The organism is Pseudomonas sp. Mn2068, assembly GCF_049319725.1.
GTDB lineage: Bacteria > Pseudomonadota > Gammaproteobacteria > Pseudomonadales > Pseudomonadaceae > Aquipseudomonas > Aquipseudomonas gingeri.
Map to the genome: position 1 here is coordinate 26,796 of NZ_JBMOUG010000009.1, position 22,274 is coordinate 49,069.

The following is a 22,274-nucleotide window of genomic DNA, read 5'->3' on the forward strand; positions in this document are numbered from 1 at the left end:
GGACGAAACCAGGAAAGATCAAGAGGGTAAAAGCATGGTCAACGTCGAACAATTGAAAGCCAGCGTGAACCGCATGTCCGCGGATGTCGTCCGCGAAGCGGTGCTGGAGTTGCGCCTCGATGGGCTGGTGACGGAAGGCAAGACGCCGTTCAACAAGCTGCATTTCAACACCTGCTTCGCGGAAATCGAGGCGTTGTTCCAGCGGGCGGGCTATCACCGCCAACTGGATGTGGTGGGGTACCAGGGATTGCTCTATGCGCTGTACGATCCGGGGCGCTGGGAAGCGGTGGATGTGTTGCGCTGGCTGAAGGACTACACCGAGGCGGCCGGCGCGACCCTGGTGAAGAGCCAGCTGGCGGCCGGCTGAGGTCTGGTGGCACGATTGATTGACGGGGCGCCCGGGTCTTGCCGGATAATGCCGGCCTAGCCAACCGTTCGAGCCCCGTCATGTCCGCTTTGCCTTTCAACGCCGCCGAAAACCAGGCCAGCACCCTGTACCTGCCACCGGGTGCCTGGTCCACCGTGCTGGAGTGCCTGTGCGAGCACTTCCAGGCCATCGGTCGCGAGCAGTGGCTCGACCGCATTGCCCGGGGCCGGGTGCTCGATGCCGAGGGCCGGCCGATCACGGCACAGCTGGCCTATTGCGAAGGCCTGAAGATTCATTACTTTCGCGAAGTGCCGAACGAGACGCCGATTCCGGTCACGGAGACGATCCTCTACGCGGACGAGCACCTGGTGGTGGCCGACAAGCCGCATTTCCTGCCGGTGACCCCGGCCGGCGAGTATGTCGAGCAAACCTTGCTGCGCCGGCTGATCCGCCGGCTGGACAACCCCAACCTGGTGCCGCTGCACCGGATCGACCGGCATACCGCCGGGCTGGTGCTGTTTTCGGCCAATCCCGAGAGTCGTTCGGCTTATCAGTCGCTGTTTCCGACCCGCCGGATCGAGAAGCGCTACGAGGCGATTGCCCGTGCCTTGCCCGAACTGTCCTTTCCACGGGTCCACAAGAGTCGCCTGGTGGAGGGCGAGCCGTTCTTCCGCATGCGCGAAGGCGAGGGCGCCAGCAACACCGAGACAGCCATCGAAGTGGTCGAGCGGAACGACGGTCTGTGGCGTTATGCCCTGTACCCGGTGACCGGCAAGAAACACCAGTTGCGGGTGCACATGGCTGCCCTGGGCGCGGGAATCTGCAACGACCCGTTTTATCCACAGGTGCTCAAGGACGTCGAGGACGACTACGCCAATCCGCTCAAGCTGCTGGCCCAGGCCTTGCGTTTCGTCGATCCGGTCAGTGGGCAGGAGCGTCACTTCGAGAGCGAAATCATTCTGCACTGGTGAATCGACCATGGTGAACCGGGTTCAGTCCGGCATGGCGTGGGCCGCGCCGACCACCGCGCGCAGGCCCAGCAGGTAGCTGTCGACGCCGAACCCGCAGATCTGCCCCACGCTCACTTCGGCCAGCACCGAGGGATGGTGCAGCGTCTCGCGACCGTGGATATTCGCCATGTGCAGCTCCACCACCGGGACCCTCAGGCGCGCCAGGGCATCGCGGATATCGTAGCTGCTGTGGGCCCAGGCTCCGGCATTGATCAGCACGGCGTCGACATGCTCGCTGGCGCCCCGCTCGATGCGGGCGCACATCGCCCCTTCGTTGTTGGTCTGGTAGCTGGCGACGTCGACCTGCAGTTCCCTGGCCAGGTTCAGCAAACGGGCGTCGATCTGCTCCAGCGTGATCCCGCCATAGCGGATCGGTTCGCGCTTGCCGAACAGATTGTGGTTGATGCCGTGGAGCATGAGGACTTTCATGGTTCGCCTCTCGTAGGGGCCCCTTTGCGCAAGGACACAAGGCCTGGACAGGGTTCTCCATAGAATAGGCGTCGGCGCCGGGTTGCGCCTGCCGACGGCCTTCTGGTCGTCGGAAACGACAAAGCCCGCACAGGGCGGGCTTTGCAGGGGGCTTGCGAAGGGCTTACAGCTCCTTGACGGTGCGCACCTGATCCTTGTTGATGCGGGTGTTCTTGCCGTCCAGCTGCTTGAACTCGTAGAAGCCCGATTCGGAATCATATTTAGGAGTGTCCACGGCCTGGATCTCACGCCCGTCGTTCAGGGTGATCACGGTCGGCGATGAACAGCCGGCGAGGGTCGCCAGGCCCATGGTCAGCATGAGTGCGGCGAGGGTCCGTTGAGTCATGGTGTTTCTCCAGAAAGAATTCGGATTGATTACTACTGAGACGACAGCATTTTCAGCAAGTTCCTCAGCCGTGTCCATCCGGCAGGCTGTCGCAATGCTGAAGCAGACGCGGAGTGTTGAGATTGGCCAGCCGCGGATCGTCCGGCGGGCACTGCAGGGCCTGGGCCTGCAAGGGCAGCATGACCTTGCGCGGGCTGCGTTCGCCGGTTGCCCAGGCACTGGCGAACGCTGCGGCCAGGGCCACGGGAATCACGCACAGCAGCGGCTCCCAGTGTTCGCCCTGGCGCACCATCAGCGGTCGGTCCGGGTGCTGGCCGGCCGTGTCGAGCATGCCCTGGAGCAGGTCGCGATCGACCTGCGGCACGTCACAGGGCAATACCAGCAGGTGCGAGTGGCGAGCCACCGCCAACCCGGCACGAATCCCGGCCAGGGGCCCGGGGAAATCGTCGCTGTCGTCGGATACCAGGCGGTCGGCGTAGGCCGCGTAGCGTTGCCGATTGCGGTTGCAGGAAATGATCAGGTCATCGGTCAGCGGTCGCGTCGTCGCGTGCAGATGGGCGATCAGCGGCTGGCCGCGCCATTCCAGCAGGCCCTTGTCCTGGCCGCCCATGCGTTGGCCACGGCCGCCGGCCAGGAGCAGAATGGAGATATTGATCAGCGACATTGCAAGCCTCGACAGGGACGGTGGCGGAGCCGGCCAGAGCCGGTATGACGGCCTCTATGAACCGTGGCGCTGTGATATAACACCGGCCTGTTTCTCCTACAACAACTGGACCAAGCCTATGAAAGCCAAGGCTGATACACCCTTCGTACCGCTGAACATCGCGGTCTTGACTGTCAGTGACACCCGCACCTTTGAAACCGATACTTCCGGGCAGGTCTTCGTCGATCGCCTGACCGCCGCCGGTCATCGCCTCGCCGAGCGGGTATTGCTCAAGGATGATCTGTACCGGATCCGCGCGCAAGTCGCCACCTGGATCGCCGAGGACGTGGTCCAGGTCGTGCTGATCACCGGTGGGACCGGCTTCACCGGTCGTGACAGCACCCCGGAAGCCGTCGCGTGCCTGCTGGACAAGCAGGTCGACGGCTTCGGCGAACTGTTCCGGCAGATTTCCGTGGCCGATATCGGCACGTCCACCGTGCAGTCCCGGGCCCTGGCCGGGCTCGCCAACGGGACCCTGGTCTGCTGCCTGCCGGGCTCGACCAACGCGGTTCGGACCGGCTGGGACGGAATCCTCGCCGAGCAACTGGACTCGCGCCATCGGCCGTGCAATTTCGTTCCTCACCTGAAACAGGCGGCACCTTGTGAATCCCGCGGGTAAGCCGGGCAAGACCGGTGCCTTGATTCCGGTCGAGGTCGCCCTGGCCCGACTGCTGGAACTGGCCGAGGCGGCCCCGATCCGCGAGGCCGAATACCTGCCGCTGGCAGAGACCGAGGGCCGGGTGCTGGCCGAAGACCTGGTTTCCAGCCTCGACCTGCCGCCGTGGCCCAACAGCGCCATGGACGGTTACGCCTTGCGCCTGGCCGACTGGCAGGGCGAGCCGTTGCCGGTCAGCCAGCGGATTTTCGCCGGACAGGCGCCGGCGCCGCTGTTGCCCGGGACCTGTGCGCGGATCTTTACCGGGGCCCCGGTCCCGGCCGGCGCCGATTGCGTGGAAATGCAGGAAAACGCCGAGGTCCAGGCCGATCAGCGGATACGTTTTACCGAGCCGCTGGTGCTGCAACAGAACATCCGTCCCCAGGGGCAGGAAACCACGGTCGGCGAACAGGTACTGGCGGCGGGCACCCGCCTGGGGCCGATCGAGCAGGGCCTGGCCGCGTCCCTGGGGTGTGCCGGGCTGGCGGTGATTCGCCGGGTCCGCGTTGCGGTGCTATCGACCGGCGATGAGCTGATCGAGCCGGGCCGGGCACTGGGGCCGGGGCAGATCTACAACAGCAACCGTGTCCTGCTGTGCAGCTGGCTCAAGCGCCTGGGCTGCGAAGTGGTGGACGCCGGCATCCTCCCGGATGACCTGCCGACCACCCGCCAGCGCCTGGCGGAGCTGGGGGATGTGGACCTGATCCTGTCCACCGGCGGAGTATCGGTCGGTGAGGCGGACTTCCTCGGCATCGCCCTGCGCGAAGAAGGCGAGCTGGACCTCTGGAAGCTGGCGATCAAGCCTGGAAAGCCGCTGACCTTCGGGCATTTTCGTGGCGTGCCGGTGATCGGCCTGCCGGGTAATCCGGCGTCGACACTGGTGACCTTTGCACTGCTGGCCCGGCCTTACCTGCTGCGTCGCCTGGGCGTGCAGCAGGTCCAGCCGCTGCAGTTCAGGGTTCCGGCCGGCTTTGTCTGGCCGAAACCGGGTAATCGCCGGGAATACCTGCGCGGGCGCCTGGAAAACGGCCGGGCGATCATCTACCGCAACCAGAGCTCCGGCGTGCTGCGCAGTGCGGCCTGGGCCGAGGGCCTGGTGGAGGTGCTGGAAGACAGCACGCTGGTGGAAGGGGATTGGGTCAACTTCATTCCCCTGAGTGAAGTGTTGGGTTAGGTGCACTGGCAAAACCCTCAGGCGCCGGGCTTTTGTGGGAGCGGGCTTGCCCGCGAAGAAGGGTCGTTTCGCGGCAAGCCCTCAGATATAGGTTGAAAACCAAGCAAGCGCTAGGTAAGTTTCCTGAGTCTTCTCAGGGAGCTTGCCGATGTCTGCCTTTCAGGAATACTTCGATCCCAGCCACCAACTGGTGCGTGACAGCGTCAGGCGTTTTGTCGAACGCGAGATCCTTCCGGACATCGAGCAGTGGGAAGAGGCCGAAGGCTTTCCCCGCGAGCTTTACCTCAAGGCCGGCGCGGCGGGCATCCTCGGTATCGGTTATCCCGAAGCGCTGGGCGGCAGTCACGAAGGTGACCTGTTCGCCAAGGTGGCGGCCAGCGAAGAACTGATGCGCTGCGGTTCCGGCGGACTGGTGGCGGGGCTCGGTTCCCTGGATATCGGCCTGCCGCCCATCGTCAAATGGGCGCGTCCCGAGGTTCGCGAGCGGGTGGTGCCGGCCGTGCTCGCCGGGGAAAAGATCAGCGCCCTGGCGGTGACCGAACCGGGCGGCGGCTCGGACGTCGCCAACCTGCAGACCCGCGCCGTGCGCGACGGCGACTGCTACCGGGTCAGCGGCAGCAAGACCTTCATTACCAGTGGCATCCGCGCCGACTACTACACCGTGGCGGTGCGCACCGGCGCGCCGGGCTTTGGCGGGATCAGCCTGCTGCTGATCGAGAAGGGCACGCCGGGTTTCACGGTGGGCCGACAGCTGAAGAAAATGGGCTGGTGGGCATCGGATACCGCCGAGCTGTTCTTCGACGATTGCCGGGTCCCGGCAGGCAACCTGATCGGGGCCGAGAACATGGGCTTTGCCTGCATCATGGGCAATTTCCAGAGTGAGCGCCTGGCCCTGGCGATCATGGCCAACATGACCGCCCAACTGGCCCTGGAAGAAAGCCTGAAATGGGCCCGGCAGCGCGAGGCCTTCGGCAAACCCATCGGCAAATTCCAGGTGATCAGGCATCGCCTGGCGGAGATGGCCACCGCGCTGGAGGTTTCCCGGGAGTTCACCTACCGCCAGGCGGCGAGGATGGCCGCGGGCCAGAGCGTGATCAAGGAGGTGTCGATGGCGAAGAATTTCGCCACCGACACCGCCGACCGCATCACCCACGATGCGGTGCAGATCCTTGGCGGCCTCGGTTATATGCGCGAGAGCCTGGTGGAGCGCTTGTACCGCGACAACCGCATCCTTTCCATCGGTGGCGGCACCCGCGAAGTGATGAACGAAATCATCGGCAAGCAGATGGGCCTCTGAGCCGTGGTGAAGGATTACTTCTCCGACAGGGAGAACCGGGTCAGGCAGTAGGTCGGGATGCCCATGTCGTTCAGGCGCTGGGAGCCGCCGAGTTCCGGCAGGTCGATGATGGCGCCGGCCTCGAAGACCTTGGCGCCCATGCGCCGCACCAGGTTGGCGGCGGCGATCAGCGTGCCGCCGGTGGCGATCAGGTCATCGAAGATCAGCACCGAGTCGCCTTCGCACAGGCTATCGGCATGGACTTCGAGGAAGGCTTCGCCGTATTCGGTCTGATAGCTCTCGGACAGCACGTCGGCCGGCAACTTGCCCTGCTTGCGGAACAGGATCAGCGGCTTGTTCAACTGGTAGGCGATGATCGAGCCGATCAGGAAACCGCGGGCATCCATGGCGCCGATATGGCTGAAGTCGGTTTCGACATAGCGGTGGATAAAGGTATCGGCCACCAGCCGGATCGCCCGTGGCGACTGAAACAGCGGCGTGATGTCGCGGAAGATCACTCCCGGTTTCGGAAAGTCGATAACCGGGCGGATCAGGGATTTGATATCGAAGCTGTCGAAGGCCATCGTCGCGGTGTCCTGGGGGGCTGTAAGCACCGCAGTATACCCGCGACGGGTGTCTGGATCAGCCTTCCAGCGAGCCCCCGGCGAGCGCGCAGAGCTGGATCGGGTCGAGGATGTGCACTTCCTTGCCTTCGGCGACGATCAATTCGCTGGCCTGGAAGCGGGTGAATACCCGGGAAACGGTTTCCACCGCCAGCCCCAGGTAGTTGCCGATCTCGTTGCGCGACATGCTCAGGCGGAACTGGTTGGCGGAGAAGCCACGGGCACGGAAACGCGCCGAGAGGTTGACCAGGAAGGTGGCGATGCGCTCGTCGGCGGTCTTTTTCGACAGCAACAGCATCATCTGCTGGTCGTCACGGATTTCCCGGCTCATCACCCGCATCAACTGCCGGCGCAATTGCGGCAGTTGCAGGGCCAGTTCGTCCAGGCGCTCGAAGGGAATCTCGCAGACCGAGGTGGTCTCCAGCGCCTGGGCCGACACCGGGTAGGTCTCGGTGTCCATGCCGGACAGCCCGACCAGTTCGCTCGGCAAGTGGAAGCCGGTGATCTGTTCTTCGCCGGCGTCGCTCAGGCTGAAGGTCTTCAAGGCCCCGGAACGTACCGCATAGACGGAGCCGAAGGTGTCGCCCTGGCGAAACAGGAATTCGCCTTTTTTCAGCGGACGCCCGCGTTTGACGATTTCGTCCAGCGCATCCATGTCTTCCAGATTCAGTGAAAGTGGCAGGCAGAGAGGAGCCAGGCTGCAATCCTTGCAATGGGCCTGGCTGTGGGCGCGCAATTTCACGGGCTCAGACATTTCTTAAATCCTTGTGGGAAAACACACATAAGACGTAAGGGTAACCCAGTGAGGGTTGCCGAGGCCAGCCTGCGCCAAAATGGCGCACCTTTCTAAAGTTGTTCGTACCAATGTCGATACAAAGCTTGACCCTCTATCGCATGGAGCACCCCACATGACCGCCATCGGCAATTCCGTCCCGCTGTTCGCCATCACCGAAGTCCCCCGTAACGCCGACACCATGGACGCCGCGTCCGCCGCCGCGATCAAGGCCAGCCGCGAGCAGATCCTGCGCAATACCGGCAGGGCCGATGAAATCGACCAGGAGCAGCCGACGGCACCCGAAGGGGTCAAGGTCAGCCTGTCCGAGGCAGGCAAGCAGCAGGCGGTCAAGGGCTCCGGCTCGGGCGAATACGCCGATATCGAAGACAGTGACCTGCCGTCCAGGACCCAGTCCGCGTTGAAGAACATTCGCGACCTGCAACGGAAACTGGCGCAGTTGCGTGCCGAGCTGGAGAAAATTCGCAACGACAAGGAGCTTGACCCGAAAATCGCCGAGATCAAGATCTTCAACCTGACCTCGGCCATGAGTGGCCTCAATGCCGCGCTGACCAAGGCCAATACCGTCCTGGGCAAGGCCATGGAGGCGGATGGCCTGAACAGCGACCAGATGACCCAGGCGCAACAACTGGCGAGTCTGCCGAAAGCCAGCTGAGGCCTAGATCACCCGGGAAAAGCGTTGGCGATTCTGCTGTCCCAGGTAGGCATCGAACACCATGCATACCGACCGGACCAGCAGGCGCCCCGCCGGCAGGACGGTGAGTCGCTCGCTGTCCAGCTCGATCAGGCCATCCTCGGCCATGGCCGTCAGTTGCGGCCAGAGCGCTGCGAAATAACCCCTGAAGTCGAGGGTGAACTGCTGTTCGATACGGGCGAACTCCAGGCTGAAATTGCAGATGATCTGTTGGATCACTTCCCGGCGCAGGCGGTCGTCGGCGTTGCACAACAGGCCACGGCTGGTGGCCAGCTGGGCGCTGGCGAGGGTGTTCTGGTACTGGTTCAGGTCGCTGCTGTTCTGGCAGTACAGATCGCCGATCTGGCTGATGGCCGAGACACCCAGGCCGATCAGGTCGCAATGACCATGGGTGGTGTAGCCCTGGAAATTGCGCTGCAGGGTTGATTCTTCCTGGGCGATCGCCAACTCGTCATCGGGCAGGGCGAAATGGTCCATGCCGATATAACGATAACCGGCGGCGGTCAGTTGCTCTATGGTGCGATGGAGCATTTCCAGCTTGTCGGCCGGGGCCGGCAGCTCATGGCCGTTGATCCGCCGCTGGGGCAGGAAACGCTCGGGCAGGTGGGCGTAGTTGAAGACCGAGAGTCGATCCGGTTGCAGGTTGATCACTTCGTCGACCGTGCGCGCAAAGTGTTCCGGTGTCTGCTTGGGCAGGCCGTAGATCAGGTCGATGTTGATCGAGCGGAACTGCAGGGTCCGCGCCGCCTCGATCACCGCGCGGGTTTCCTCCAGGCTTTGCAGGCGATTGACCGCCCGCTGCACATTCGGGTCGAGGTCCTGCAGGCCGATACTGACCCGGTTGAAACCCAGTTCGCGGAGCAGGCCCATGGTCGACCAGTCGGCCTCCCGCGGGTCGATCTCGATGCCGTAGTCGCCGGAATCGTCGTCCAGCAGGTTGAAGTGCCGGCGCAGGCTGCCCATCAATTGGCGCAGTTCGTCATGGCTGAGGAAGGTCGGCGTCCCGCCGCCGAAGTGCAACTGCTCGACTTTCTGGTTCGGGTCCAGGTGGCAGGCCACCAGCTGGATTTCCTGCTCCAGGCGTTGCAGGTAGGGCTGGGCCCGGCCACGGTCCTTGGTGATGACCTTGTTGCAGGCGCAGTAGTAGCAGATGTTCGCGCAGAACGGCACATGCACATACAGCGACAGCGGTCGCAGGGCCTTGCGGCTGTCGCGCAGGGCATGCAGCAGGTCGAAGGTGCCGACCTGGCTGTTGAACTGCACGGCGGTGGGGTAGGAGGTGTAGCGCGGTCCCGCGAGGTCGTAGCGGTGGATCAGATCAGAGTCCCAACGAATGGCGTCGAGCATGCGGGCGTTCCCCCGGATTGGCTGCAATGCCCGGAGTTTAGGGGATGGGCCTGGAACGCATCTTGACCTGTATCAAGCGCCTCAATGGCCCATCAGCCAATGCTGGTGCGGGCCGGGCAGGGTCCACAGGCCGAACAGCATGACCAGCAGCCCACCGCCCAGGCGCACGCTGCGCTTGCGCAGCACGGCCGTGACCCGCTCCGCCGCCAGCCCGGTGGCCAGCAGCACCGGCCAGGTGCCGAGGCCGAAGGCCAGCATCAACAGCGCGCTGTCGACGGCATTGCCCTGGCTCGCCGCCCACAGCAGCGTGCTGTAGACCAGGCCGCAGGGCAGCCAGCCCCACAGCGCGCCGAGCAGCAAGGCGCGGGGCAGGCTCGACACCGGCAGCAGGCGGCTGGCGACGGGCTGGATATGCCGCCACAGGCCGCGCCCGAGGCTTTCCACGCGGGTCAGGCCGCTCCACCAGCCGGCCAGGTACAGGCCCATGGCGATCAGCAGCAGGCCGGCCAGCACCCGTAGCAGCATCGCCGCCGGGCTGCTGGCCACGGCCCAGCCGGCGAGGCCGATCAACAGGCCGGCGGTGGCGTAGCTGAGAATCCGCCCGAGGTTGTAGGCCAGCAGCAGGTGCAGGCGCCGGGCCCGTTGTTCCTTGGGGATCGCCAGGGTCAGGGCGCCCATCAGGCCGCCGCACATGCCCAGGCAATGGCCGCCGCCGAGCAGGCCGAGAATCACCGCCGAGACCAGCAGGGGTGCCAGTTCAAGCATGGGGCGGGGCCTGCTGGTCGTGGTCGCGCGGCGTCCCGTCGGCCTCGTCGATGGCGGCCTTGTGGTTCGGGTCCTGGTCGTCGAACAGGATGCTGTGGGCCGGACCGTCGAGATCGTCGTACTGGCCGCTGTCCACCGCCCAGAAGAAGATGTAGACGGCGATGGCGACGATCAGCAGTGCCGCCGGGATCATCACGTAGAGAGCTGGCATCTTTGCTCCAGGCCCGCGCGGCTCAGGCCGGCAGCGGGTTTTGATTTTTCATGACTTTTCAGGTCCAGGTCGCGTGAAAACGTAGCGAGCGAAGGAAAGACAAGGCAAAAACAGGCGAGGAAGCGGAGTTTACTGGCTGTAAATGAGCATTACTCACTTCGTTCGCCCTCCGGGCCGTCCTTCGGACGTTCTCACTTCGTTCGTCCGAGCCTGTTTTTAACGCAGTATTTTCGAGCGCAGTAGTTTTCACGTGATCTGGCGGGTCAGACGCAAGGCGTTTAGTACCACGGTCAACGAACTGATGGACATACCGACCGCCGCCCACACCGGCGTGATCCAGCCGAGGGCGGCGAACGGCAACATGAGGCCATTGTACAGCGCCGCCCAGACCAGGTTCTCGATGATTACCCGACGGGTGCGGCGGGCCAGGTCGAAGGCCTGCACCAGGGCGTCCAGGCGATTGGACAGCAGTACCGCGTCGGCGCTGGTTTTCGCCAGGTCCGTGGCCGAGCCCATGGCGACGCTGATATCGGCGGCGGCCAGTACTGGCACGTCGTTGACGCCGTCGCCGAGCATCAGCACCTTGCGTCCCTGTTGCTGCAGTTGCTTCAGGACCTGCAACTTGTCATCCGGATGCAGCCCGCCACGGGCCTCGTCGATGCCCAGTTCGGCGGCGACGCTGGCGACCATCGGCGAGCTGTCGCCGGACAGCAGCAGGGTCCGCCAGCCCCGCGCGCGACAGGCGGCGAGCAAGGCCGGGGCATCGCCGCGCAGGCGGTCATCGAGGACAAACCAGGCCAGCGCGCCGTGGCTGTCGCCCAGCAGCAGCCATTGTCCGGCGGTGTCCGGTGGTGCGGGTATCGCGCAGCCGCTGAGTTCGCAGACGAACGCCGCCTGGCCGATACGCAGTTGCTGTTCGCCGACCCGCCCCTGCAGGCCGCGCCCGGGAGTGGCCTGGACCTCTTCGGCGGCTTGCGGGGCACGACCGAAAGCCCTGGCGATCGGGTGTTCGGAGCGGTTTTCCAGGGCGGCGGCCAGGGCCAGGCAGCGCTCGCTGTCCAGTTCCCCCAGGGGGCGGATGGCGCGCAAGGCCAGGCGGCCTTCGGTAAGGGTGCCGGTCTTGTCGAAGATCACCGTGTCGATCTGGTTCAGGCCTTCGAGGACATGGCCACGGGTCAGCAGCAGGCCGAGCTTGTGCAGGGTGCCGGTGGCGGCGGTCAGCGCCGTCGGAGTGGCCAGCGACAGCGCGCATGGGCAGGTCGCCACCAGCATCGCCAGGACGATCCAGAACGCCCGGTCCGGGTCGAGCTGCCACCAGAGCAGGCCGATGGCCGCCGCGGCGATCAGCGACAGCAGGAGAAACCATTGCGAGGCGCGGTCGGCGATTTCCGCCAGGCGCGGTTTTTCGCTCTGGGCGCGTTCCAGCAGGCGGACGATGGCGGACAGCCGGGTGTCCTGGCCGAGGGCCAGGACCTCGACCGTCAGTGCGCCTTCGACGTTCAGCGTACCGGCGGTGACCGCGTCTCCCGACGTGCGCGGTTGCGGCAGGTATTCCCCGGTCAGCAGCGATTCGTCGATGCTCGACTGGCCTTCGACAATCCGGCCGTCCGCCGGCAGGACGGCGCCGGGATGCACCAGGACACGATCGCCCAGGCGCAGTTCGCCGAGCAGGATCCGTTCGCTCTGGCCGTCCGCCAGCAGGCGCAGGCAGGAGGCCGGCAGAAGGTTGACCAGTTGCGCGGTGGCCGCCGCCGTGCGTTCGCGGGCGCGACGCTCCAGGTAGCGACCGGCGAGCAGGAACAGCGCGAACATGCCCACGGCATCGAAGTACAGCTCGCCGACCCCGGTGATCGAGGTCCAGATCCCGGCGCAATAGGCACTGCCGATCGCCAGCGAGACCGAGACGTCCATGGTCAGGTGCCGGGTCCGCAGGTCGCGCAGGGCGCCGCGAAAGAACGGCGCGCAGCTGTAGAACACGATCGGCGTGGTGAGGAACAGCGCGACCCAGCGCAGGATGGTGTGCAACTCGGGGCTCAGGTCGATATTGAATTCCGGCCAGGTGGCCATGGTCGCCATCATCGCCTGGAACCACAGCAGGCCGGCCAGGCCCAGCTGGCGCAGGGACTTGCGGTTTTCGCTGGCCAGTTGTTCGCTGGCACGGTCGGGCTGGTAGGGGTGGGCGGCGTAGCCGATCTGGCGCAACTCGGCGAGCAGGGTGCTCAGGGCCAGCTGGCTGTCGATCCAGCGCACCTGCAGGCGATGGTTGGACAGGTTCAGCCGTGCCTCGGCCACGGCCGGCAGGTTGCGCAGGTGTTTTTCGATCAGCCAGCCACAGGCCGCGCAACTGATGCCTTCCATCAACAGGGTGGCTTCGACGAGTTCGCCATCGTGATGGACGAAGGGTTGCTGCACATCGGCGCGGTCGTACAACGCCAGTTCGTCCGGCAGTTGCACGGGCAGCACGTCCGGGTTGGCGGAGGCTTCGCTGCGGTGGCTGTAGTAATGCTCCAGGCCACCGGCGACGATGGCTTCGGCCACGGCCTGGCAGCCGGGGCAGCAGAATTCACGGGTTTCGCCGAGCACGGCCGCGGTGAAGCGGCTGCCGGCGGGGACGGGCAGGGCGCAGTGGTAGCAGGGGATAGGGGTTGTCATAGGCGCCATGGGTCACTGTAGGAGCCGGCTTGCTGGCGATGGCGATTTCACAGTCGACCTCTCTATCGCCAGGTAGACCGCTATCGCCAGCAAGCCGGCTCCTACGGAAGCGGAATCGTGGTTACTTGTCCAGGTCTTCGGCGCCTTGCAGCGGCTCATCGCCCAGCAGCAGGTCCTTGTCGTGGCTGACCTGCTCTTCCTCGAACATACGCCAGGTCTTGTCGCCCTGCATCCCCAGCAACTCGACGAAGCGCCGGCCTTCGATCTTGTCGCTCAACTGGCCGATATAGCGGCCCTGTTCCGTCTCGCTGCGGTTCAGGGTGATCCGCCGATCCTTCTCCGGCTGGGTCGGCGAGATCAGGTTCAGTTCCAGGGTCGCAGGCTGGCTCGCGCCGCTCAGGCGCAGATCGACTTCGCCGGTGACTTCATCGAGGTGCACGTTGGCGCGCATCTTCAGGGTCTGGGCCAGCAACTCGCGGTCCAGCGAGCGATTGATGCCCTTGCCGGCCTCGTAGTAGTTGTCGTTGACCAGGTTGTCCGGGTTCTTCACCGCGATGGTCACCATCGACAGGGTCAGGGTCACCGAGCAGGCCAGGATGCCGATGATGATCCAGGGCCAGAGGTGCTTGTACCAGGGGCTGGTGGCGGTTGCGACGGACATTGTGGGTTCCCTTAGCGAATTTGCGGGCCGATGAATCGGCTCTTGGCTTCAATGTGGACGCTGTCGTCATCGGCGTCGCGGAGGATGAACTTCACCTCGTTGGTGCTCGACGGCAGTTGTTCGGGGGCGCTGGACAGCTCGAACGGCATGCTGAAGATCTCCCCGGCCGGCACCTTGATCTCGCGCCGGCCCTGCAGTTTCAGGTCGGGCAGGCCGCTGGCGTCGAGGACGTAGGTGTGGTCGCGCTGGTCCTTGTTCATGATCTTCAGGCTGTAGACGTTTTCGATCCGGCCCTCGGCATTCTCGCGATAGAGCACGCGGTCCTTGCTGACGTCGAAGCCCACCAGCGAGCGCATGAAGAAGGCCGTCACCAGCAGGCTGATCATCGCCAGCAGCACCACTGCGTAACCGATCAGGCGCGGGCGCAGCTTGTGGGTTTTCTGCCCGGAGAGGTTGTGTTCGGTGGTGTAGCTGATCAGGCCGCGCGGGTATTCCATCTTGTCCATGATGCTGTCGCAGGCGTCGATGCAGGCCGCGCAGCCGATGCATTCGATCTGCAGGCCATCGCGGATGTCGATGCCGGTGGGGCAGACCTGCACGCACATCGTGCAGTCGATGCAGTCGCCCAGGCCCTGGGCCTTGTAGTCGGTGCCTTTCTTGCGGGGGCCACGGGCTTCGCCACGACGCGGGTCGTAGGAGACGATCAGCGTGTCCTTGTCGAACATCACGCTCTGGAAACGCGCGTACGGGCACATGTAGATGCACACCTGCTCGCGCAGCCAGCCGGCGTTGCCATAGGTGGCGAGGGTGAAGAAACCGACCCAGAAGTACGACCAGCCATCGGCCTGGCCGGTGAAGAAGTCGACGACCAGTTCGCGGATCGGCGAGAAGTAGCCGACAAAGGTCATGCCGGTGACGAAGCCGATCAGCAGCCAGAGGCTGTGCTTGCCGAACTTGCGCAGGAACTTGTTGGCGCTCATGGGCGCCTTGTCCAGCTTGATGCGCTGGTTGCGGTCGCCTTCGGTGACCTTTTCGCACCACATGAAGATCCAGGTCCAGACGCTTTGCGGGCAGGTGTAGCCGCACCACACGCGCCCGGCGTAGACGGTGATGAAGAACAGGCCGAAGGCGGCGATGATCAGCATGCCCGAGAGCAGGATGAAGTCCTGGGGCCAGAAGGTCGCGCCGAAGATGAAGAACTTGCGCTCGGGCAGGTTCCACCAGACCGCCTGGTGGCCGCCCCAGTCCAGCCACACGGTGCCGAAATACAGCAGGAACAGTGCGGCGCCGCCGGTCATCCGCAGGTTGCGGAACAGGCCGGTGAAGGCCCGGGTGTAGATTTTTTCGCGTGAGGCGTAGAGATCGACGGTGTCGTTCGAGTGCTTGGCAGGCGGAGTAACGTCGTGTACCGGAATCTGGTTGCTCATCATTGCATCCCACGGCTGGGGGAAAATGCCTCGGTCAGTACATGCCGACCGCGATCAGAAAGGGTAGTGCAGTGGCGCAATGATACGCCTGTCACCCCGGCTCAAGTGTGCGACCTTTGGTCGCGTTGGGGGAATGGCCTGGATGGTGTAGCAAATGTAACAAAGCATGATGCAGGTCAATTGACTATAGATGAAACCGCGTGGCGCGACGGGCCGATTGCTGCCGTGGCAGAGCGCCCGCGGATGAAAAAGGCCCCGCCAGTCTGCACGGGGGGGGCCTCGGGTGTCGCGGCAAGCCGGGTATTTATTCCGCGGGCTTGTTGTCGCCGTGGGACAGGCTGTAGACGTAGGCGGCCAGCAGGTGGACCTTGTCGTTGCCCTGGGTCTGTTCCTGGGCAGGCATCTGGCCCTGGCGGCCGTAACGGATGGTCTGCTGCAGTTGCGCGAAGCTCGAACCGTAGATGAACGCAGCCGGGTGCGTCAGGTTCGGGGCGCCCATGGCCGGGGTGCCCTTGCCTTCCGGACCGTGGCAGGCCACGCAGTTGGCGGCGAAGAGCTTCTGCCCGTTGGCCGGGTCGGCCTTGGCGCCTTCCGGCAGCTTGCGGCCGTCGAGATTGGTCAGCACGAACGCGGCGACATCGGCCACGCCCTGTTCGCCGATCACATCGGCCCAGGCCGGCATCACCGCGTGGCGACCGCCCATGATGGTGGTCTTGATGGTTTGCGGGTCACCGCCCCAGCGCCAGTCTTCGTCGGTCAGGTTCGGGAAGCCATAGGCACCCTTGGCGTCGGAACCATGGCAGACCGAGCAGTTGGACGCGAACAGCCGGCCGCCCATTTTCAGGGCTTGCGGGTCCTTGGCCACTTCCTCGATCGGCATGGCCGCGTACTTGGCGAAGATCGGTCCGAACTTGGCGTCCGAGCGGGCCATTTCCTTCTCCCACTCATGCACGCCGGTCCAGCCGGTCTGGCCGTTGGCGAAGGGCGTCTGCTTCTCGTTGTCCAGGTAGCCATAACCCGGCAGCAGGCCTTTCCAGTTGCCCAGGCCCGGGTACAGCGCCAGGTAGCCAAGGGCGAAGATGATGGTGCCGACGAACAGCATGAACCACCATTTCGGCAACGGGTTGTCGTACTCCTCGATCCCGTCGAAGGAGTGGCCGACCGTCTCGTCGGTCTGCTCGGCGCGCTGGCCCTTGCGGGTCGACAGCAGCAGCCAGGTCAGGGCGAAGATGGTACCCAGGCTGAGGACTGTGACGTACAGACTCCAGAATGTAGTCATTCTTTGTTACTCCTAGAAGCTTGCTCGACGTGCTTGATGGCTTCGGGATCATCCGCGAAAGGCAGCAAGGTCGCGTCTTCAAACTCCGACTTGCGCTTGGGGCTGAATACCCACAACGCCAGGCCGATAAAGGCCACCATCACCACGACGGTGCCCAGGCCACGAATCATCCCGATATCCATCCAGATCACCGTTTGCTTTTGATGATGGTGCCCAGGCCCTGCAAGTAGGCCACCAGCGCGTCCATTTCGGTCTTGCCCTTCACCGCGTCCCTGGCACCGGCGATGTCTTCGTCGGTGTAAGGCACGCCGAGGGAGCGCAGGACTTCCATTTTCTTCGCGGTGTCCTTGCCGTCGAGCTTGTTTTCCACGAGGAACGGGTACGCCGGCATTTTCGACTCGGGTACCACGTTGCGCGGGTTGTACAGGTGCGCGCGGTGCCAGTCATCGGAGTAACGACCGCCGACACGGGCCAGGTCCGGACCGGTGCGCTTGGAACCCCACAGGAACGGGTGGTCCCAGACGCTTTCACCGGCAACCGAATAGTGCCCGTAGCGTTCGGTTTCAGCGCGGAACGGCCGGATCATCTGCGAGTGGCAGCCGACACAACCGTTGGCGATGTAGATGTCACGGCCTTCCAGTTCCAGTGCCGAGCGCGGCTTCATGCCTTCGACCGGCTTGTTGGTGACGTCCTGGAAGAACAGCGGAACGATCTGGGTCAGGCCGCCGATACTGACGGCGATGACCATGAAGAAGGCCAGCAGGCCGATATTCTTCTCGACTACTTCGTGCTTCATCAGTGAGCTCCAACGACAGCGATCTGAGCGGCGGCTTCAGCTTCAGCCGGGTTCGAGGCACGAACGGTGCGGTACACGTTGTAGGCCATGAACAGCATGCCACTGGCGAAGAACGCACCGCCCAGGGCGCGAACGATGTAGCCGGGATGGCTGGCCTGCAGCGCTTCGACGAACGAGTAGGTCAGGGTGCCGTCGTCGTTGATTGCCCGCCACATCAGGCCCTGGGTGATGCCGTTGACCCACATCGAGGCGATGTAGAGCACGGTACCGATGGTCGCGAGCCAGAAATGGGTGTTGATCAGGCCGACGCTGTGCATCTGTGCACGCCCGAACAGCTTGGGAATCATGTGGTAGATCGCGCCGATGGAAATCATCGCCACCCAGCCCAGGGCACCGGCGTGAACGTGGCCGATGGTCCAGTCGGTGTAGTGGGACAGCGAGTTGACGGTCTTGATCGCCATCATCGGCCCTTCGAAGGTCGACATGCCGTAGAACGCGAGGGATACCACCAGGAAGCGCAGGATCGGGTCGGTGCGCAGCTTATGCCAGGCGCCCGAGAGGGTCATCATGCCGTTGATCATGCCGCCCCAGCTCGGTGCCAGCAGGATGATCGACATGGCCATGCCCAGCGACTGCGCCCAGTCCGGCAGGGCGGTGTAGTGCAGGTGGTGCGGGCCGGCCCAGATGTACAGGGTGATCAGTGCCCAGAAGTGCACGATGGACAGGCGATAGGAATAGATCGGGCGCTCGGCCTGTTTCGGCACGAAGTAGTACATCATCCCGAGGAAGCCGGTGGTCAGGAAGAAACCCACCGCGTTGTGCCCGTACCACCACTGGATCATCGCATCCGTCGCCCCGGCGTAGGCCGAGTAGGACTTGAAGAAACTCACCGGCAGGGAGGCGTGGTTGACGATGTGCAGCATGGCGGTGACGACGATGAACGCACCGTAGAACCAGTTGCCGACGTAGATGTGCTTGGTCTTGCGCTTGACGATGGTGCCGAAGAACACCAGTGCGTAGACCACCCAGACGATCGCCAGGAGGATAGCCAGCGGCCACTCCAGCTCGGCGTATTCCTTGGTGGTGGTGTAACCCAGCGGCAGGGTCACCAGGGCGCCGATGATCACCGCCTGCCAACCCCAGAAGTGGAAGGCCGCGAGGCTGTCGGAGATCAGTCGCACCTGACAGGTACGCTGCACCACGTAGTAGGAGGTGGCAAACAATGCACAACCACCGAAGGCGAAGATCACCAGGTTGGTGTGCAACGGGCGCAGGCGTCCAAAACTCGTCCACGGCAGACCGAAATTCAGCTCCGGCCAGACCAATTGAGAGGCGATGAATACTCCGAGCCCCATGCCAAGGATCCCCCAGACCACCGTCATGATGGCGAACTGGCGGACTACCTTATAGTTATAAGCAGTCGGACTGATTGCTGTGCTCATTCTAAGGTTCCACGGTTTGGGTATAGTTATTAGGGGTGAAAATCGGCCGCAAGTATGGATAAAGTGTAGGGTCATTGCAACGCGCCATGACCTGGGTCAATACGTTACGACGCTGATTCTGCGGCCTTTCCATGCTCGGTGTAAGGTCAAAACGCGCACTCGCGGATACCCGGACTGACCGGCAGGCGAGGGGTTGCGGATTGATCGAGGTTTGCAAAGCTTAGTACCGATTCCCGGGAGTGGGTAGGCGGACTAAAAGAGAGGTGCGACACTTGGTCGCGTACAGGCAGGGAACTGCCGCATCCTGATCGATGCGGCAGGAAATATCCGGTATTTATTGAGCCTTATCTTCTCCTTGACTGCCGTGAGAGAGACTGAATACGTACGCCGCCAACAGTTGCACCTTGTCGTTGCCGAGCAGTTCGTTCTGGGCCGGCATATGGCCCTGGCGCCCGTGGCGGATGGTCTGCTGCAACTGCACCAGGCTGCTGCCGTAGATAAAGCCGGCGGGCTGGGTCAGGTCCGGAGCCCCCATGATCGGGCTGCCCTGGCCGGTGGCACCATGGCAGGCGATGCAGGTGGTGCTGAACGATTGCCGGCCCGCCGCCAGGTCCGCCGTGGAGTCCTGTGGCAGCGGCAGCTTGGCCAGGTCATGACGGACGTAGGCGGCGACGTTCTTCACCCCGTCTTCACCGAGGATTTCGCCCCAGGCCGGCATGGCCGCGACGCGCCCGCCCATGATGGTGGTCTTGATCGTCTCGGCGCTGCCGCCCCAGCGCCAGATGTTGTCGGCGAGGTTGGGGAAGCCGTAGGCGCCCTTGGCGTCCGAGCCATGGCAGACCGCGCAGTTGGAGGCGAACAGGCGACCGCCCATTTTCAGCGCCTGCGGGTCCTTGGCCACTTCCTCCACCGGCATGGCGGCGAATCTGGCGAAGATCGGCCCGAACTTGGCGTCGGCCTTGTCCATCTCCTTTTCCCACTCGTGCACGCCGGTCCAGCCGTTCTCATAGCCGGGCAGGATGCCTTTCCAGTTGCCCAGGCCGGGGTAGAGGATCAGGTAGCCGACGGCAAACACCAGGGTCCCGGCGAACAGCATGAACCACCACTGCGGCAACGGGTTGTCGTACTCCTCGATGCCGTCGAAGCTGTGGCCCATGGTCTGGTCGACGCTGCCCTTGGTTTCGCCCTTGCGGGTGCCGAGCAACAGCCAGGTCAGGCCGATCAAGCTGCCGATGGTCAGTACGCAGATGTACGTACTCCAGAAGGTGGTCATGGCCGGTTGCTCCTTGTAGCAGGGTCTTGTTCGGGTGTTTCGGGCAAGGGCTCGTCGGCGAACGGCAGCATGCGCGCCTGGGCGAACTCCGGATTGCGCTTGGCGTTGAACACCCAGATGGCGAGGCCGACGAAGGCAATCATCACCACCAGGGTGCCGAGGCCGCGGATCATTCCGCTACTCATCTCCATGGCTCACCTCTTGCTCTTGATCGCAGTGCCGAGCACTTGCAGGTAGGCGACCAGCGCGTCCATCTCGGTCTTGCCCTTGAGGCTGGCGACCGCGCCGCTGATGTCGTCGTCGGTGTAGGGCACGCCGAGGGTACGCATGGCCCGCAGCTTGGTTTCGGTGTGGCTGCTGTCCAGGGCGTTGGCCACCAGCCAGGGGTAGGCCGGCATCTTCGACTCCGGGACCACGTTGCGCGGGTTGTACAGGTGCGCGCGGTGCCAGTCTTCCGAGTAGCGGCCGCCGACCCGTGCCAGGTCCGGCCCGGTGCGCTTGGAACCCCACAGGAACGGATGGTCCCAGACGCTTTCGCCGGCCACCGAGTAGTGTCCGTAGCGTTCGGTCTCGGCGCGGAACGGCCGGATCATCTGCGAGTGGCAACCGACGCAGCCTTCGCGGATGTAGATATCGCGACCTTCCAGTTGCAGCGCGGTGTAGGGCTTCATGCCTTCCACCGGCTTGTTGGTGACGTCCTGGAAGAACAGCGGGACGATCTGGGTCAGGCCGCCGATGCTGACGGCGAAGACCATCAGCAGCATCAACAGGCCGACGTTCTTTTCAATCACTTCGTGTTTCATGGCGAACTCCTCAGGCCGTCTGCGCGGCGGCGGTGACGGTGGCTGGCTCTGCGCCGCGCACGGTGCGCCAGGTGTTGTAGGCCATCAGCAGCATGCCGCTGAGGAAGATCGCCCCGCCGATCAGCCGCACGACGAAGCCGGGATGGCTGGCCACCAGGGTTTCGACGAAGGAGTAGGTCAGCGTGCCGTCCTCGTTGACCGCGCGCCACATCAGGCCCTGGGCGATGCCGTTGACCCACATCGAGGCGATGTAGAGCACGGTGCCGATGGTCGCGAGCCAGAAGTGCGCGTTGATCAGGCCGAGGCTGTGCATCTGCGTGCGGCCGAAGACTTTCGGGATCATGTGGTACAGCGCGCCGATGGAGATCATCGCCACCCAACCGAGGGCGCCGGCATGCACGTGGCCGATGGTCCAGTCGGTGTAGTGGGAGAGGGCGTTGACGGTCTTGATCGCCATCATCGGCCCTTCGAAGGTCGACATGCCGTAGAACGCCAGGGACACCACCAGGAAGCGCAGGATCGGGTCGCTGCGCAACTTATGCCAGGCGCCCGAGAGGGTCATCATGCCGTTGATCATGCCGCCCCAGCTCGGGGCCAGGAGGATCAGCGACATCACCATGCCCAGCGACTGCGCCCAGTCCGGCAGCGCGGTGTAGTGCAGGTGGTGCGGGCCGGCCCAGATGTACAGGGTGATCAGCGCCCAGAAGTGGACGATGGACAGGCGATAGGAATACACCGGGCGTTCGGCCTGCTTGGGTACGAAGTAGTACATCATCCCGAGGAAACCGGCGGTCAGGAAGAAGCCCACCGCGTTGTGCCCGTACCACCATTGGACCATGGCGTCGGTGGCCCCGGCGTAGACCGAGTAGGACTTGGTCAGGCTGACCGGGATTTCCAGGTTGTTGACGATATGCAGGATCGCCACGGTGATGATGAACGCCCCGAAGAACCAGTTGCCCACATAGATGTGCTTGGTGGTGCGCTTCATCACGGTGCCGAAGAACACGTAGGCGTAGGCCACCCAGACGATGGTGATCAGGATGTCGATCGGCCATTCCAGCTCGGCGTATTCCTTGGAGCTGGTGTAGCCCAGTGGCAGGCTGATTGCCGCGAGCAGGATGACCAGCTGCCAGCCCCAGAAGGTGAACGCGGCCACCTTCGGCGAAAACAGCTGGGTCTGGCAGGTGCGTTGCACCGAGTAGTAGGAACTGGCGAACAGCGCGCAACCGCCGAAGGCGAAGATCACCGCGTTGGTATGCAGCGGGCGCAGACGGCCGAAGCTGGTCCACGGCAGGTTGAAGTTGAGTTCGGGCCAGACCAATTGGGCGGCGAGGAAGACCCCGAGCCCCATCCCGACGATGCCCCACACCACCGTCATAATGGCGAATTGGCGGACCACCCTGTAGTTGTAGGCGGTACTGATTGAAGTGTTCATGGTTCCCCATCCACGGTTCAGACCCGGCCGGCGCTGTTGCATTCGCGGGATCTGGAGTTATAGGCAGACTAAAA

At 64.0% G+C, this 22,274-nt stretch carries 25 protein-coding genes; 6 read left to right on the forward strand and 19 right to left on the reverse strand.

Going from position 1 to position 22,274, the window contains the following annotated elements; genetic code table 11:
- Positions 1-34 precede the first annotated feature (34 nt).
- Positions 35-367, forward strand: coding sequence for a hypothetical protein (locus ACL9RJ_RS20680; RefSeq protein ID WP_017125898.1), 333 nt, complete (start codon positions 35-37; stop codon positions 365-367).
- 80 nt (positions 368-447) lie between these two features.
- On the forward strand, positions 448-1,338 hold the full coding sequence (locus ACL9RJ_RS20685) for a pseudouridine synthase (protein WP_422765613.1): 891 nt from the start codon (positions 448-450) through the stop codon (positions 1,336-1,338).
- Positions 1,339-1,359: 21 nt separating this feature from the next.
- On the opposite strand, the gene ACL9RJ_RS20690 is transcribed toward ACL9RJ_RS20685, so the two are convergent.
- The 3 genes from ACL9RJ_RS20690 to mobA form a co-directional block, all read right to left on the reverse strand.
- Positions 1,360-1,806 (reverse strand): type II 3-dehydroquinate dehydratase, encoded by a 447-nt coding sequence (locus ACL9RJ_RS20690; RefSeq protein WP_042935258.1) that lies wholly within the window; start codon positions 1,804-1,806, stop codon positions 1,360-1,362.
- Between the two features lie 163 nt (positions 1,807-1,969).
- Complete coding sequence (locus ACL9RJ_RS20695) at positions 1,970-2,191, reverse strand: YgdI/YgdR family lipoprotein (protein ID WP_017125901.1); 222 nt, start codon at positions 2,189-2,191, stop codon at positions 1,970-1,972.
- Between the two features lie 64 nt (positions 2,192-2,255).
- On the reverse strand, positions 2,256-2,855 hold the full coding sequence (gene mobA / locus ACL9RJ_RS20700) for a molybdenum cofactor guanylyltransferase MobA (protein ID WP_177129808.1): 600 nt from the start codon (positions 2,853-2,855) through the stop codon (positions 2,256-2,258).
- Between the two features lie 118 nt (positions 2,856-2,973).
- On the opposite strand from mobA, the gene moaB reads away from it, so the two are divergent.
- From moaB to ACL9RJ_RS20715, 3 genes are all read left to right on the forward strand, one after another.
- A complete protein-coding gene (gene moaB / locus ACL9RJ_RS20705; protein ID WP_017125903.1) occupies positions 2,974-3,513 on the forward strand; it encodes a molybdenum cofactor biosynthesis protein B in 540 nt (179 codons plus the stop codon).
- Positions 3,497-4,723: a gephyrin-like molybdotransferase Glp gene (gene glp, locus ACL9RJ_RS20710; protein ID WP_017125904.1), complete on the forward strand. Its 1,227-nt coding sequence runs from the start codon at positions 3,497-3,499 to the stop codon at positions 4,721-4,723. The genes moaB and glp overlap by 17 nt, the downstream gene beginning before the upstream one ends.
- Before the next feature lie 148 nt (positions 4,724-4,871).
- On the forward strand, positions 4,872-6,020 hold the full coding sequence (locus ACL9RJ_RS20715; protein WP_177084990.1) for an acyl-CoA dehydrogenase family protein: 1,149 nt from the start codon (positions 4,872-4,874) through the stop codon (positions 6,018-6,020).
- Positions 6,021-6,034: 14 nt separating this feature from the next.
- On the opposite strand, the gene ACL9RJ_RS20720 is transcribed toward ACL9RJ_RS20715, so the two are convergent.
- On the reverse strand, positions 6,035-6,583 hold the full coding sequence (locus tag ACL9RJ_RS20720; RefSeq protein WP_017125906.1) for an adenine phosphoribosyltransferase: 549 nt from the start codon (positions 6,581-6,583) through the stop codon (positions 6,035-6,037).
- A 58-nt stretch (positions 6,584-6,641) separates the two neighbouring features.
- A complete protein-coding gene (gene fnr, locus ACL9RJ_RS20725) occupies positions 6,642-7,376 on the reverse strand; it encodes a fumarate/nitrate reduction transcriptional regulator Fnr (RefSeq protein ID WP_017125907.1) in 735 nt (244 codons plus the stop codon).
- A 154-nt stretch (positions 7,377-7,530) separates the two neighbouring features.
- Between fnr and ACL9RJ_RS20730 the strand changes: the two genes are divergently transcribed.
- On the forward strand, positions 7,531-8,070 hold the full coding sequence (locus tag ACL9RJ_RS20730) for a hypothetical protein (RefSeq protein WP_422765614.1): 540 nt from the start codon (positions 7,531-7,533) through the stop codon (positions 8,068-8,070).
- Between the two features lie 3 nt (positions 8,071-8,073).
- Here ACL9RJ_RS20730 and hemN read toward each other — a convergent pair whose 3' ends face one another.
- The 14 genes from hemN to ccoN (ACL9RJ_RS20800) all read right to left on the reverse strand — a co-directional run bounded on the left by hemN (position 8,074) and on the right by ccoN (ACL9RJ_RS20800) (position 22,200).
- Complete coding sequence (hemN, locus tag ACL9RJ_RS20735; RefSeq protein WP_177116415.1) at positions 8,074-9,456, reverse strand: oxygen-independent coproporphyrinogen III oxidase; 1,383 nt, start codon at positions 9,454-9,456, stop codon at positions 8,074-8,076.
- Positions 9,457-9,537: 81 nt separating this feature from the next.
- Positions 9,538-10,221 carry a sulfite exporter TauE/SafE family protein gene (locus tag ACL9RJ_RS20740; RefSeq protein WP_177129801.1) on the reverse strand — a complete coding sequence of 228 codons (684 nt, stop codon included), beginning with the start codon at positions 10,219-10,221 and terminating at the stop codon, positions 9,538-9,540.
- On the reverse strand, positions 10,214-10,432 hold the full coding sequence (gene ccoS / locus ACL9RJ_RS20745; protein ID WP_042935261.1) for a cbb3-type cytochrome oxidase assembly protein CcoS: 219 nt from the start codon (positions 10,430-10,432) through the stop codon (positions 10,214-10,216). Before ccoS ends, ACL9RJ_RS20740 begins: the two co-directional genes overlap by 8 nt.
- 246 nt (positions 10,433-10,678) lie before the next feature.
- A complete protein-coding gene (locus ACL9RJ_RS20750; RefSeq protein ID WP_422765615.1) occupies positions 10,679-13,084 on the reverse strand; it encodes a heavy metal translocating P-type ATPase in 2,406 nt (801 codons plus the stop codon).
- Between the two features lie 121 nt (positions 13,085-13,205).
- A complete protein-coding gene (locus ACL9RJ_RS20755) occupies positions 13,206-13,745 on the reverse strand; it encodes a FixH family protein (RefSeq protein ID WP_017125913.1) in 540 nt (179 codons plus the stop codon).
- 11 nt (positions 13,746-13,756) lie between these two features.
- Positions 13,757-15,172 carry a cytochrome c oxidase accessory protein CcoG gene (gene ccoG / locus ACL9RJ_RS20760; RefSeq protein ID WP_017125914.1) on the reverse strand — a complete coding sequence of 472 codons (1,416 nt, stop codon included), beginning with the start codon at positions 15,170-15,172 and terminating at the stop codon, positions 13,757-13,759.
- 304 nt (positions 15,173-15,476) lie between these two features.
- Positions 15,477-16,451, reverse strand: a complete 975-nt coding sequence (ccoP, locus tag ACL9RJ_RS20765; RefSeq protein ID WP_103032486.1) for a cytochrome-c oxidase, cbb3-type subunit III — start codon at positions 16,449-16,451, stop codon at positions 15,477-15,479.
- On the reverse strand, positions 16,448-16,633 hold the full coding sequence (locus ACL9RJ_RS20770) for a CcoQ/FixQ family Cbb3-type cytochrome c oxidase assembly chaperone (RefSeq protein ID WP_003175465.1): 186 nt from the start codon (positions 16,631-16,633) through the stop codon (positions 16,448-16,450). The genes ccoP (ACL9RJ_RS20765) and ACL9RJ_RS20770 overlap by 4 nt, the downstream gene beginning before the upstream one ends.
- 5 nt (positions 16,634-16,638) lie before the next feature.
- Complete coding sequence (gene ccoO, locus ACL9RJ_RS20775) at positions 16,639-17,247, reverse strand: cytochrome-c oxidase, cbb3-type subunit II (RefSeq protein ID WP_103032485.1); 609 nt, start codon at positions 17,245-17,247, stop codon at positions 16,639-16,641.
- Positions 17,247-18,689 (reverse strand): cytochrome-c oxidase, cbb3-type subunit I, encoded by a 1,443-nt coding sequence (ccoN, locus tag ACL9RJ_RS20780; protein ID WP_017125916.1) that lies wholly within the window; start codon positions 18,687-18,689, stop codon positions 17,247-17,249. Before ccoN (ACL9RJ_RS20780) ends, ccoO (ACL9RJ_RS20775) begins: the two co-directional genes overlap by 1 nt.
- 334 nt (positions 18,690-19,023) lie before the next feature.
- Entirely contained in the window at positions 19,024-19,962 is a 939-nt protein-coding gene (ccoP, locus tag ACL9RJ_RS20785) for a cytochrome-c oxidase, cbb3-type subunit III (protein ID WP_177064314.1), read from the reverse strand.
- A complete protein-coding gene (locus ACL9RJ_RS20790) occupies positions 19,959-20,153 on the reverse strand; it encodes a cbb3-type cytochrome oxidase subunit 3 (RefSeq protein WP_275936901.1) in 195 nt (64 codons plus the stop codon). The genes ccoP (ACL9RJ_RS20785) and ACL9RJ_RS20790 overlap by 4 nt, the downstream gene beginning before the upstream one ends.
- 3 nt (positions 20,154-20,156) lie before the next feature.
- Entirely contained in the window at positions 20,157-20,765 is a 609-nt protein-coding gene (ccoO, locus tag ACL9RJ_RS20795) for a cytochrome-c oxidase, cbb3-type subunit II (RefSeq protein ID WP_103032484.1), read from the reverse strand.
- A 10-nt stretch (positions 20,766-20,775) separates the two neighbouring features.
- Positions 20,776-22,200, reverse strand: coding sequence for a cytochrome-c oxidase, cbb3-type subunit I (gene ccoN, locus ACL9RJ_RS20800; RefSeq protein ID WP_103032483.1), 1,425 nt, complete (start codon positions 22,198-22,200; stop codon positions 20,776-20,778).
- Positions 22,201-22,274: the final 74 nt, after the last annotated feature.